The sequence below is a fragment of the Micrococcus sp. SL257 genome, from assembly GCF_026625585.1.
GTDB lineage: Bacteria > Actinomycetota > Actinomycetes > Actinomycetales > Micrococcaceae > Micrococcus > Micrococcus luteus.
In genome coordinates, this window is sequence record NZ_CP113053.1 from 1667091 (window position 1) to 1679735 (window position 12645).

A 12645-nucleotide genomic window follows, 5' to 3' on the forward strand; every position below is an offset into this window, starting at 1 on the left:
TGCCCGAAGTGGGACTCGAACCCACACGCCTCTCGGCACCGCATTTTGAGTGCGGCGTGTCTACCGATTCCACCATTCGGGCAGTGCCGCCCGGAGGCGGGACTCGATCACCCTATCAGCGCCCCGACCCGGCGTCCCCGGCCTTCCGGCGGGGGGTCACCGCCGCCGCGCCCGCGCCGCACTCATCGCGCACGGTAGCCTGGTGGACCACCAGCGGCGCCGCACCGACGCCGTCCCGGCCCGCGCGAAGGAGCTGCCGTGTCCACGCTGACGCCTCCCGAGGAGACCGGCCTGCGGGCCGTCGTCGCCGAGGACGAGACCCTCATCCGCCTCGACCTGGTGGAGGTGCTCACCGGGGCGGGCTACCGGGTGGTCGCCGAGGCCGGCGACGGCCGCGCCGCCGTCGAGGCCGTGCGCGAGCACCGCCCGGACATCGTGGTGATGGACGTGAAGATGCCCGTGATGGACGGCATCGCGGCTGCGGGCGAGATCGCCGGGGAACGGCTCGCCCCCGTGGTCATGCTGACCGCCTTCAGCCAGCGCGAGCTGGTGGAGCGCGCCCGGACCGCCGGGGCCATGGCCTACGTGGTCAAGCCCTTCACCGAGGCCGACCTGGTCCCCGCCATCGAACTGGCCGTGGCCCGCTTCGACGAGCTGCGCAGCCTCGAGGCCGAGGTGCGGGACCTGGGCGACCGCCTGGAGACCCGCAAGATCGTGGACCGGGCCAAGGCGCTGCTCCAGGAGCGGATGCGCCTGACCGAGGCCGAGTCCTTCCGCTGGATCCAGAAGACCTCCATGGACCGGCGCCTGACCATGCGGGAGGTCGCGCAGGCCGTCATCGACCAGGTCGGCTGAGCGGCGCCCGCGCGCTCGTCAGAGCGGGGAGCGGGCCGGCCAGAAGCCGACCGGCTCGCGCGTCTGCGGCGAGGCGGCGGACGAGCCGCCCGCGGCGTCGTCGCCCACGCGGTGCACGCGCAGCGTGTTCGTGGAGCCCACGGCCCCGGGAGGGGACCCGGCGGCGATGACCACGAGGTCGCCGTGCTGGGCGATGCCCTCCGATGTGAGCGACTGCTCCACCTGGAGGGTCATCTTGTCCGTGGAGTCCTGGAACGGGACCATCTTCGGGTAGACGCCCCAGGTCAGGCACAGGATGTTGTGCGTGTGCTCGTGGTGGGTGAACGCGTAGATCGGCTGACGCGGCCGCAGGCGGCTGAGCCGACGGGCCGAGTCGCCGGACTCGGTGAACGTGGCGAGGAACGGGATCTCGAGCTGGTTCGCGACCTCGACGGCGGCCCGGGTGATCGCGCCGCCGCGCGTGCGGGGACGCGAGCCGAGCGGGTGGATGAGCTCCAGGCCGTGGGTCTCGGTGGACTCGATGATCCGGGCCATCGTCTGGACCGTCTCGACCGGATATGCGCCCACCGAGGTCTCGCCCGAGAGCATGACGGCGTCCGCGCCGTCGAGCACGGCGTTGGCGCAGTCCGAGGCCTCGGCGCGCGTCGGGCGCGGGCTGTCGATCATCGACTCGAGCACCTGCGTGGCCACGATGACCGGCTTCGCCCAGCGGCGGGCGAGGTCCACCGCGCGCTTCTGCACCACGGGCACGTCCTCGAGCGGCAGCTCCACGCCGAGGTCGCCGCGGGCCACCATGACGGCGTCGAACGCGTCCACGATGGCCTCGAGGTTCTCCACCGCCTGGGGCTTCTCGATCTTCGCGATGACCGGGACCCGGCGCTCCTCCTCGTCCATGATCTCGTGCACCCGGTCCACGTCCGCGGCGTCCCGCACGAAGGACAGCGCCACCATGTCCACGCCGGTGCGCAGCGCCCAGCGCAGGTCCCGCTCGTCCTTCTCGGACAGGGCCGGCACGTTCACCGCCACGCCGGGCAGGTTGATCCCCTTGTTGTTCGAGACCATGCCCGGCACCTCGACCTCGGCCAGCACGTCCGTGTCCGTGACCTCGACAGCGCGCAGGCGCACCTTGCCGTCGTCCACCAGCAGCACGTCACCGGGGGCGACGTCCCCGGGCAGCCCCTTGTGGGTGGTGCCCACCAGCTCCCGGGTCCCGGGCACGTCCCGGGTGGTGATGGTGATCCGATCGCCCCTCTCGAGCAGATGCGGGCCGTCGGTGAAGCGGCCGAGGCGGATCTTGGGACCCTGGAGGTCGGCGAAGATCGCGACGGGGCGGCCCTCCTCCACGCTGAGGCGGCGCACCCGCTCGAAGGAGGCCGCGTGCACCTCGTGGTCCCCGTGGCTCATGTTGAGGCGGACCACGTCCGCCCCCGCCCGGATGATCGAGCGGGTGGTCTCGTCGGAGTCGGTGGCGGGCCCGAAGGTGGCGATGATCTTGGCGTGTCGCATGGGTCCACTCTAGGCGCGGGCGCGCTCCCTGTCCGAGGGGCTAGCCCCGCCGTTCACCTCAGGACGAAGCCGTGGTCGGAGGGCCGGACCGGCGCCGGGAGCATGGTGTCCCCCGAGAGGAACCGGTCCACCTCGGCCGCGACGGCGCGGCCCTCGGCGATCGCCCACACCACGAGCGAGGCGCCGCGCGAGACGTCGCCGCACGCGAACACGCCCGGGGCCTGCGTGGCGTACGTCTCGTCGCGGACCACGAGGCCGCGCTCGAGGGACACGGCGGAGCGGTCCACGAGCTCGTCCAGGTCCGCGCCCGTGAAGCCGAGGGCCAGCAGCACGAGGTCGGCCGGGATCTCGTGCTCGGTGCCGGCGCGCGGGCCGCGGGTGCCGTCGGCCCGGATCTCGGTCTCGGCCACCTTCAGGGCGCGCACCCGGCCGTCCGCGTCGCCGAGGAACTCGACGGTGGAGGCGAGGTAGGTGCGCTCGCCGCCCTCGGCGTGCGCGGAGGCGACCTCGAACAGGGTGGGCACGGTGGGCCAGGGCTGATGCTCGGGGCGCTGCTCCGGCGGCCGCCTGCCGATCGCCAGCGTGGTGACCGAGGCGGCCCCCTGGCGGTGGGCGGTGCCGATGCAGTCCGCGCCCGTGTCGCCGCCGCCGAGGATCACGACGTGCCGGCCCTGGGCGCTGATCGGCTCGGGCTCGCCGCCGGCGACCCGCCGGTTGACGGGCACGAGGTAGTCCATGGCCAGGTGGATGCCGTCCAGGCCGCGGCCCGGCAGGGGCAGCTCCCGGCCGACGGGGGCGCCGGTGGCCAGCACCACGGCGTCGTAGCGGCGCTGCAGCGCCTCCCAGCTCATGTCCGTGCCGATCCGCACGCCGGTGCGGAACCGGGTGCCCTCCTCGGTCATCTGGGCGATGCGGCGGTCGATCAGATGCTTCTCCAGCTTGAAGTCCGGGATGCCGAACCGCAGCAGCCCGCCGAGCGCCTCGTCCTTCTCGTAGACCACCACGGTGTAGCCGGAGCGGGTCAGCTGCTGGGCGGCGGCCAGGCCCGCCGGGCCCGAGCCGACGACGGCGACGGTCAGCCCGTTCTGCCGCTGCGGCGGGTGCGGGGTGAGGGAGGGCGCGTCGAAGAGGTGGTCCGCGATCGACAGCTCCACCTGCTTGATGGACACGGCCGGCTGGTTGATGCCGAGCACGCACGAGGCCTCGCACGGGGCGGGGCAGATCCGGCCGGTGAACTCGGGGAAGTTGTTCGTGGCCTCGAGGCGGGCGCCGGCCTCGTCCCAGTCGTCCCGGTACACGAGGTCGTTGAACTCGGGGATGAGGTTGCCCAGGGGGCAGCCGGCGTGGCAGAAGGGCACGCCGCAGTCCATGCAGCGGGAGGCCTCCGTGCGCACGATCGCCTCGTCCTGGCGCACGTGGACGTCCTTGAAGTCCATGATGCGGACGGGGACGGGGCGCGAGGGGCGCGCGACGCGCTCGCGATGCTTCAGGAATCCGCGCGGGTCAGCCACGGGTCACCTCCAGGATTCGGGCCCAGGCGGCGTCGCCGTCGGGGTCGGTGCCGGCGTCCCGGCTCTCAGTTCGGATCTCCTGCACGGCCGCGTAGCGGCGCGGCCGGACGGTGGTGAAGCGCTCCCAGAGCGCCTCGGCGGCCTCGGCGGGGCCGTCCAGCTCGGTGAGCAGGCGGGCGGCCAGGTCCGAGCCGGTGGCGGCCCGGTGCTCCTCGAGCAGCTCGCGGATGAGCGCGCGGTCCGCGCCCTCGGGGCGGCCGAGCAGCAGCTCGTCCTCCTTGACGGCGAGCGGGTTGAGCTGGGCGGGGTCCAGGTCCAGGAAGAACCCGACGCCGCCGGACATGCCGGCCGCGAGGTTGCGGCCGGTGTTCCCCAGCACGAGGGCGGTGCCGCCCGTCATGTACTCGAGGCCGTGGTCGCCGATGCCCTCGACGACGGCGACCGCCCCCGAGTTGCGGACCAGGAACCGCTCCCCCACGCAGCCGTTGAGGAACAGCCGCCCCGAGGTGGCGCCGTAGCCCACCACGTTGCCGGCGATCATGTTCTCCTCGGCCGCGAAGGGGGCCTCGGGGGCGGGTCGCAGGGCCACCGTGCCGCCGGAGAGGCCCTTGCCCACGTAGTCGTTGGCGTCCCCGGACAGGGTGATGCTCACGCCGGCCGGCAGGAAGGCGCCGAGGGACTGCCCGGCCTCGCCGGTCAGCTCGATGCGGATGGTGTCCCGGGGCAGCTCGTCGTCGAGCCGGGCCGCGGTGACGCGGTGGCCCAGCAGGGTGCCCACGGAGCGGTCGGTGTTCACGAGGCGGTCCGTGACGGTCACGGGCGTCTCGGTGAGCACGGCGTCCGCCACCTGGTCCAGCCAGCGCTGGTCCGCCTGGTCCTGGAGCCGGTGGTCCTGCTCCGTGAGCCGGCGGCGCGGGGCCTCCTCGGGCACCCCGACGTCCGAGAGCACGCCGGACAGGTCCAGGCCCTCGGTCTTGAAGTGCCCGATCGCCGCGTCCTTGTGCAGCAGGTCCTGGCGGCCGATCGCCTCGTCCAGGGAGCGCAGGCCGAGCTCGGCGAGCAGCTCGCGCACCTCCTGGGCGATGTACTCGAAGAACGTCACCACGAACTCCGGCCGGCCGGTGAAGCGGGCGCGCAGCTCGGGGTTCTGCGTGGCCACGCCCACGGGGCAGGTGTCCAGGTGACACACGCGCATCATGATGCAGCCCGAGACCACGAGCGGCGCCGTCGCGAAGCCGAACTCCTCGGCGCCGAGCAGGGCCGCGATCACCACGTCCCGGCCGGTCTTGAGCTGGCCGTCCACCTGCACGGTCACGCGGTCGCGCAGCCCGTTGAGCCGCAGCGTCTGCTGGACCTCGCTCAGCCCCAGCTCCCACGGGGTGCCGGCGTGCTTGAGCGAGTTCAGCGGGGAGGCCCCGGTGCCGCCGTCGTGCCCCGAGATGAGCACGACATCGGCCTTCGCCTTGGTCACGCCGGCCGCCACCGTGCCCACGCCGGTCTCGGAGACCAGCTTGACGTGCACGCGGGCCTGCGGGTTGGCGCGCTTGAGGTCGTGGATCAGCTGGGCGAGGTCCTCGATCGAGTAGATGTCGTGGTGCGGCGGCGGGGAGACGAGGGAGACGCCCGGCGTCGAGTGCCGCGTGCGCGCCACCCACGGGTACACCTTGGCGCCCATGAGCTGGCCGCCCTCGCCGGGCTTGGCGCCCTGGGCCATCTTGATCTGCAGGTCCGTGGCGGTGGACAGGTACAGGCTCGTGACGCCGAACCGGCCCGAGGCGATCTGCTTGACGCGCGAGTTGCGCTCCGGGTCGAGCAGGCGCTCGGGGTCCTCGCCGCCCTCGCCCGAGTTCGAGCGGGCGCCGAGGCGGTTCATGGCCACCGCGAGCGTCTCGTGGGCCTCCTGGGAGATCGAGCCGTAGGACATGGCGCCGGTGGAGAACCGCTTCACGATCGACTCGACGGACTCGACCTCGGAGACCGGCACGCGCTCGCGCCCCTCCGTGGCGAGCCCGAGCAGGCCGCGCAGGGTCATCAGGTCCGCGGACTGCTCGTCCACGCGCCGCGTGTAGTCCTTGAAGATGTCGTAGCGCCGCTCGCGGGTGGCGTGCTGCAGGCGGAACACGGTCTCGGGGTTGAACAGGTGCGGCGGCCCCTCCCGGCGCCACTTGTACTCGCCGCCCACGGGCAAGCCCGCGGTGCCGCGCGGGCCCACGGTGGAGGCGGAGGAGCCGTCCACGGGGAACGCCGTGGCGTGGCGGGCCGCGGACTCGGCCGCGATCACGTCCAGCCCCACCCCGTCCATCGGCGAGCGGGTGCCCGTGAAATAGCGGTCCACGAAGGACCGGGAGAGGCCGAGCGCCTCGAACGTCTGGGCGCCGCAGTACGAGGCCACCGTGGAGATGCCCATCTTGGACATGATCTTCTGCACGCCCTTACCGAGCCCGTGGATGAGGTTCCGGGTGGCCTCCTGCTCGGTGACGCCGGTGAGCGTGCCGGTGCGCACGAGCTCCTCGGCCGTCTCCATGGACAGGTACGGGTTGACGGCGGAGGCGCCGTAGCCGATCAGCACGGCCACGTGGTGGACCTCGCGCACGTCGCCGGCCTCCACGAGCAGGGAGGTGCGGGTGCGCGAGGCGCTCGCCAGCAGGTGGTGGTGCACGGCCGAGGTGAGCAGCAGGGACGGGATGGGCGCCCACTGCGCGTTGGCGTCCCGGTCCGAGAGGACCACGTACTGCACGCCGCGCTGGACGGCCGCGGAGACCTGCTCGCAGATCTCCTTGAGGCGGGAGCGCATCTCCTCGGCGCCGCCGGCCACGAGGTAGAGCCCCTTGACCTTGAGGGCGCGGCGCGTGCCGTCCTCGGCGCGCACCGCGGCGATGCGGGCGAGCTGCTCGTTGTCCAGCACCGGGAAGGGGATCTCGACGGCGTCCGTCGTCACCTTGCCCGCGGCGAGCAGGCTCGCCTGGGGTCCGATGCACGTGCGCATCGAGGTGACCTGCTCCTCGCGGATGGAGTCCAGCGGCGGGTTGGTCACCTGCGCGAAGTTCTGCGTGAAGTAGTCGAAGAGCAGGCGCGGGCGCGGGGAGAGCGCCGCGATCGGGGTGTCCGTGCCCATCGCCCCGAGGGGCTCGGCGCCGTGCCGCGCCATGGGCTCGATGATCGTGCGCACCTCCTCGTCCGTGTAGCCGAACAGGCGCTGGCGCAGGCGGACGGAGTCGCCGTGGTAGCGGACGGGCTCGCGCTCGGGCAGGTCCTCGATCCGCCGCAGCGAGTCGGCCACCCAGTCCTTCCACGGGGCGGAGGCGGCGATCTCGGCCTTGACCTCCTCGTCCTCGATGATGCGGCCCTGCTCGGTGTCCAGCAGGAACATCCGCCCGGGCTTGACCCGGCCCTTACGGACCACGGTGGCCGGGTCGATGTCCAGGACGCCGACCTCGGACGCGAGCACCACGAGCCCGTCCCGGGTCTCCCAGTAGCGGGCGGGGCGCAGGCCGTTGCGGTCCAGCACCGAGCCGAGCTGCACGCCGTCGGTGAAGGCGATCGCGGCGGGGCCGTCCCACGGCTCCATGAGCATCGAGTGGTACTGGTAGAACGCGCGCCGGTCCTCGTCCATGGTGGTGTGGTTCTCCCACGCCTCCGGGACCATCATCATGATCGCGTGCGAGAGCGGGCGGCCGGCCAGGTGGATCAGCTCGGCCACCTCGTCGAACGAGGCCGAGTCCGAGCCGGAGGCGCTCACGATGGGGAACATCTCCTCGGGCACCTCGCCGAGCAGCGGGTGGCGCAGCTCGCCCTGGCGGGCCCGCATCCAGTTGCGGTTGCCCTTGACGGTGTTGATCTCGCCGTTGTGCGCGATCGTGCGGAAGGGCTGGGCCAGCGGCCACGAGGGGAACGTGTTCGTGGAGAAGCGGGAGTGGACCACGGCCAGGCGGGTCACGTACCGCTCGTCCGAGAGGTCCGGGTAGAACGGCTCGACCTGCGCCGTCGAGAGCATGCCCTTGTAGACGAGGGTGCGCGAGGACAGGGAGGGGAAGTAGACGCCGCTGCGCTGGGCGCGGCGGCGCAGGCGCCAGGCCCGGGCGTCCAGCGAATGGCCGGGGGCCTCGACGTCCTCGCCGGCGGGGACGGCCAGGAAGAGCTGCTCGAAGACCGGCATGACAGCGCGCGAGCCCGGGCCGAGCACGGACTCGTCGGTGGGGACGGGACGCCAGCCGAGCAGGTCGAGGCCCTCGACGACGGCGGCCTCGGCGATCGCCTCCTGCGCGGCGGCGCGGGCGGCCTCGTCCTGGGGCAGGAAGGCGGTGCCGACGGCGTACTCCCCCGCCGCGGGCAGCTCGAAGGAGACGGTGGCGCGCAGCAGGGCGTCGGGGACCTGGGTGATGATGCCCGCGCCGTCGCCGGTGCCCTCGTCCGCTCCCACGGCGCCGCGGTGCTCGAGCGCCCGCAGGGCGGTCAGCGCGTCCTGGACGATCTTGTGGGTGGCCGGGCCGCGCAGGGTGGCCACGGCGGCGAGGCCGCACGCGTCCTTCTCCTGCTCCGGGTCGTAGAGACCCGCCGCCTCCGGCTGGGCGGCGAACGCGCGGAACGGGTCGGCGTGCGGGGTCTTCGATGGGTGCTGCATGGCGCGTCCTTCTCCTGTGGCCGGCCGGAGGGCCGGGGTGAGGAGGGGACGACGCTGGCCCCTGCGATGGTGAGCGGACCCTGCCTCGGGGATCGCCCGGCGGGTCGCGTTGCGCACGAGAGTAGCGAGGAAGGCGACCTGCGCCACATTCTCAGACGCGGATGTCCGAATGCTGGACGCTCAGCGGTCCTCGCGGACCCCCGCGGCCGTGGATCCGGCGCCGTCGTCGGGGCCCTGCCCCGCGACCGCCGCGTCGACGGGCGCGCCCGCGCCGGCCTCGAGGGCGGGGCCGCGGCCGGGCAGCCACACGGAGTCGTCCGAGCGCGGGCCGGCGGCGGCCGGGCCGTGCTTGACCAGGATGACGGCGAGCATCACGAGCGCCAGCAGGAGCATCACGATCGAGGTCCACACGTTCAGGCGCTGGGTGAGGCCGAACAGGGTGACCAGCTCCGCGTCGTCGATGCGCAGCGTCTCGATCCACACGCGCCCGGCGGTGTACCAGGCCACGTAGGCCCAGACCATCGCCCCGCGGCGCAGCCGCCACCGGCGGTCCGCCAGGAGCAGCACGGCCACGCCGAGCAGGCACCACAGGGACTCGTAGAGGAACGTGGGGTGGAACAGGGTGTCCGGGGCGACGCCGTCCGGGAAGTTCGGGTGGCCGGCGTCCACGCGCAGACCCCACGGGGCCGTCGTCGGGCCGCCGAAGAGCTCCTGGTTGAACCAGTTGCCCCACCGGCCCACGGCCTGGGCCAGCAGGATGCCCGGGGCGACGACGTCGGCGAACGCGCTCAGCCGCACCCCGTAGCGCCGGCAGGCGATCCACGCGCCCACCGCCCCGAGTGCGATGGCGCCCCAGATGCCCAGTCCGCCGTTCCACACGTACAGGATCTGGATCGGGTCGCCCGTGCCGTCGAAGCCGGGCCCGAAGTACCGGTCCGGTGAGGAGAACACGTGGTAGAGCCGCCCGCCCACGAAGCCGAACGGGATGGCCCACAGGGCGATGTCGAGCACGCGGTCCTCGGGGCCGCCGCGGGCGCGCCACCGGCGCTCGGCGAGCCACAGGGCCAGGACGATGCCCAGGATGATGCACAGCGCGTACGCGTGGATCTTCACCGGGCCCAGCTGGAACCCGTCCCACCCGGGGGCGGGGAACGCGGCGAGCGGTGCCAGGGCGGCGGTCACCCTCAGCCCTCTCGGACCGTGCCGGCGGCGAGCTCGCGGGTCAGCGTGCCCACGGTCTGCGGGCCGCCGTCCGTCAGCGCGCGCACCAGGGCCGTGCCGACGATCGCGCCGTCGGCGTAGGCGCCGATCTCGCGGACGTGCGCCGCCTGGGAGACGCCGAGGCCGACGCACACGTGCTCCGCCCCGGCATCCTGGGCCCGGCGGACCACGGTCTCGGCGACGGTGGACACCGCGTCGCGGGTGCCGGTGACGCCCATGACCGACACGGCGTACACGAAGCCGCGGGAGGAGTCGACGGTGAGGCGCACCCGCTCGTCCGTGGACGAGGGCGCGGTGAGGAACACGCGGTCCAGGCCGTGACGGTCCGAGGCCTCCATCCAGGCGCCGGCCTCCTCGGGCACGAGGTCGGGGGTGACGAGACCGGCGCCCCCGGCCTCCGCGAGGCGGCGCGCGAACTCGTCGACGCCCATGCGGTCCACGAGGTTCCAATAGGTCATCACCAGCACCGCGGCGTCGGTGCGCTGGGTCACCCGTCGGATGATGTCGAAGACGTCGGCCACGCGGAAACCGGCCTGCAGCGCCGCCTGGGTCGCGTCCTGGATCACGGGGCCGTCCATCACGGGGTCCGTGTAGGGCAGGCCCAGCTCGATGACGTCGGCGCCGTTCTCCGCGGCGGCGACGACGGCCTCGACGCACTCGTCCACGGACGGGTAGCCGGCCGGCAGGAAGGCGACGAGGCCGGTGCGGCCGGCCGCCTTCGCGGCGTCCAGGGCCGCGGCGGTCTTGGAGTGCACGGTCATGCCGGTCACTGCTCCTCTCCGGGGGTCATCTCCTCGAGCGGGTCCTTCTCCTCCGCGGCCGTGCCGAGGCCGAACCAGGCCGCCGCGGTGGCGACGTCCTTGTCCCCGCGGCCGGAGAGGTTCACGATGATGATCCGCTCCTCCCCCTCCGGGGCGTCCGGCCCCACGAGGCCCTCGTCCGCCCAGCGGCGGGCCAGGCGCAGCGCGCCGGCCAGGGCGTGGGCCGACTCGATGGCGGGCGTGATGCCCTCGGTGCGCGTGAGCCGGAGGAAGGCGTCCATGCACTCGGTGTCCGAGACCGGCTCGTAGACGGCGCGGCCCGTGTCGTGCAGGAAGGCGTGCTCCGGGCCGACGGCCGGGTAGTCCAGGCCGGCGGAGATCGAGTGGGAGTCGATCGTCTGCCCGTCCTCGTCCTGCATCAGGTACGTGCGGGCGCCGTGCAGCACGCCGGTGCGTCCGAGCGTGATGGACGCGGCGTGGCGGCCGGTCTCGAGGCCCTCGCCCCCGGCCTCGAAGCCGTAGAGCTCCACCTCAGGGTCGTCGAGGAAGCCGTGGAACAGGCCCATCGCGTTGGACCCGCCACCCACGCACGCCGCGACGGCGTCCGGCAGGCGGCCGGCCTGCGCCAGGATCTGTTCGCGGGCCTCCTCGCCGATCACGGAGTGGAAGTAGCGCACCATGGCGGGGAACGGGTGCGGGCCCGTGACCGTGCCCATCAGGTAGTGCGTGGTGTCCACGGAGGCGACCCAGTCCCGCAGGGCCTCGTTGATCGCGTCCTTCAGGGTGCGGGCGCCGATCGCCACGGGCACCACCTCGGCGCCGAGCATCTGCATGCGCGCCACGTTCAGGGCCTGGCGACGGGTGTCCTCCTCCCCCATGTACACGGTGCACTCCATGCCGAACAGCGCGGCCGCCGTCGCCGTGGCCACGCCGTGCTGGCCGGCGCCGGTCTCCGCGATCAGGCGCGTCTTGCCCATGCGGCGGGCGAGCAGCGCCTGGCCGATCACGTTGTTGATCTTGTGCGAGCCGGTGTGGTTGAGGTCCTCGCGCTTGAGGAAGATACGCACGCCGGGGGTGTCCGCGGCGAACCGCGGCACCTCGCTCAACAGGGAGGGCCGGTTCACGTAGTCCCGGAACAGGGTCCGCAGCTCGGCCTCGAAGGCGGGGTCCTGCCGTGCCTCCTCGTAGGTGCGGGTGAGCTCCTGCAGCGCGGCCATGAGGGACTCGGGCATCCACTGCCCGCCGTAGTCGCCGAAGTAGGGCCCGGCCTGACCCTGATAGGGCCCCTCGAACTCGATCGCGGGCTCGGTGCTCGGACGGTAGGCGCTCATGGTGACCACGCTCCTCGGGTCTGGTTCGGTCAGCGGACGGTGAGGGACGCGGCGCGGAACGCGCGCAGCGCCTCCTCGGGGGCGCCGTGGCGCACGAGGGCCTCGCCCACGAGCACGACGTCGGCGCCCGCGGCGGCGTAGGCCTTGATCTGCGCCTCGGACTCGACGCCCGACTCGGCGACCCGGACGACGTCCTCGGGCAGCCCGTCGGCCAGCGCGGCGTAGCGGGCCGGGTCGACGTCGAGGGTCTTGAGGTTGCGCACGTTGACGCCGAGGATGCGGGCGCCGGCGGCGACGCCGCGCTCGATCTCCTCGGGCGTGTGGGCCTCCACGAGGGCGTGCATGCCCAGGGACTCGGTGAGCTGCAGGAAGCCGGCCAGCTCGGCGTCGTCGAGGGCGGCCACGATCAGCAGGACGAGGTCGGCCCCGTGGGCGCGGGCCTCGTGGATCTGGTACTCGGTGACGGTGAAGTCCTTGCGCAGGACCGGCAGATCGACGGCGGCGCGCACGGCGTCCAGGTCGGCCAGGCTGCCGCCGAAGCGGCGGGCCTCGGTGAGCACGGAGACGGCGCTGGCGCCGCCGCGCTCGTACGCGCGGGCCAGGGTGGCCGGCTCGGGGATCTCGGCGAGCGCGCCCTTGGAGGGGCTCGCCCGCTTCACCTCGGAGATCACCCGGATCCCCGCGGGGTCGGTGCGTCCGCCGTGCAGGGCCGCGTGGGCGTCGCGCGGCGCAGGGGTGGCGGCCACCAGCTCGGCCAGGCGCGCCTCGGGCACGGCACGGCGACGAGGCTCGAGGTCCTCGCGGACGCCGTCGATGATCTCCTGGAGGACGGACACGCG

The 12645-nt window shown here is 73.5% G+C and carries 8 protein-coding genes and 1 tRNA gene; 1 reads left to right on the forward strand and 8 read right to left on the reverse strand.

Annotated features, from left to right (window positions below; genetic code table 11):
• A tRNA-Leu gene (locus OVA32_RS07655) sits at positions 1 to 82 on the reverse strand.
• A 176-nt stretch (positions 83 to 258) separates the two neighbouring features.
• Here OVA32_RS07655 and OVA32_RS07660 point away from each other — a divergent pair.
• A complete protein-coding gene (locus OVA32_RS07660) occupies positions 259 to 855 on the forward strand; it encodes an ANTAR domain-containing response regulator (protein WP_010078752.1) in 597 nt (198 codons plus the stop codon).
• A gap of 18 nt (positions 856 to 873) precedes the next feature.
• Here OVA32_RS07660 and pyk read toward each other — a convergent pair whose 3' ends face one another.
• The 7 genes from pyk to trpC all read right to left on the reverse strand — a co-directional run bounded on the left by pyk (position 874) and on the right by trpC (position 12642).
• A complete protein-coding gene (pyk, locus tag OVA32_RS07665) occupies positions 874 to 2361 on the reverse strand; it encodes a pyruvate kinase (RefSeq protein ID WP_041102698.1) in 1488 nt (495 codons plus the stop codon).
• A gap of 53 nt (positions 2362 to 2414) precedes the next feature.
• Positions 2415 to 3872 (reverse strand): glutamate synthase subunit beta, encoded by a 1458-nt coding sequence (locus tag OVA32_RS07670; RefSeq protein WP_041102697.1) that lies wholly within the window; start codon positions 3870 to 3872, stop codon positions 2415 to 2417.
• Positions 3865 to 8493 (reverse strand): glutamate synthase large subunit, encoded by a 4629-nt coding sequence (gltB, locus tag OVA32_RS07675; protein ID WP_267713917.1) that lies wholly within the window; start codon positions 8491 to 8493, stop codon positions 3865 to 3867. The genes OVA32_RS07670 and gltB overlap by 8 nt, the downstream gene beginning before the upstream one ends.
• A gap of 180 nt (positions 8494 to 8673) precedes the next feature.
• The gene (gene lgt, locus OVA32_RS07680) at positions 8674 to 9675 is read right to left on the reverse strand and encodes a prolipoprotein diacylglyceryl transferase (protein ID WP_041102695.1); all 1002 of its coding nucleotides are present in this window, start codon (positions 9673 to 9675) and stop codon (positions 8674 to 8676) included.
• Positions 9676 to 9677: 2 nt separating this feature from the next.
• Positions 9678 to 10484 (reverse strand): tryptophan synthase subunit alpha, encoded by an 807-nt coding sequence (gene trpA / locus OVA32_RS07685; RefSeq protein WP_036315356.1) that lies wholly within the window; start codon positions 10482 to 10484, stop codon positions 9678 to 9680.
• Complete coding sequence (trpB, locus tag OVA32_RS07690) at positions 10481 to 11806, reverse strand: tryptophan synthase subunit beta (protein WP_041102694.1); 1326 nt, start codon at positions 11804 to 11806, stop codon at positions 10481 to 10483. The genes trpA and trpB overlap by 4 nt, the downstream gene beginning before the upstream one ends.
• Positions 11807 to 11835: 29 nt before the next feature.
• On the reverse strand, positions 11836 to 12642 hold the full coding sequence (gene trpC, locus OVA32_RS07695; RefSeq protein WP_041102693.1) for an indole-3-glycerol phosphate synthase TrpC: 807 nt from the start codon (positions 12640 to 12642) through the stop codon (positions 11836 to 11838).
• Positions 12643 to 12645: the final 3 nt, after the last annotated feature.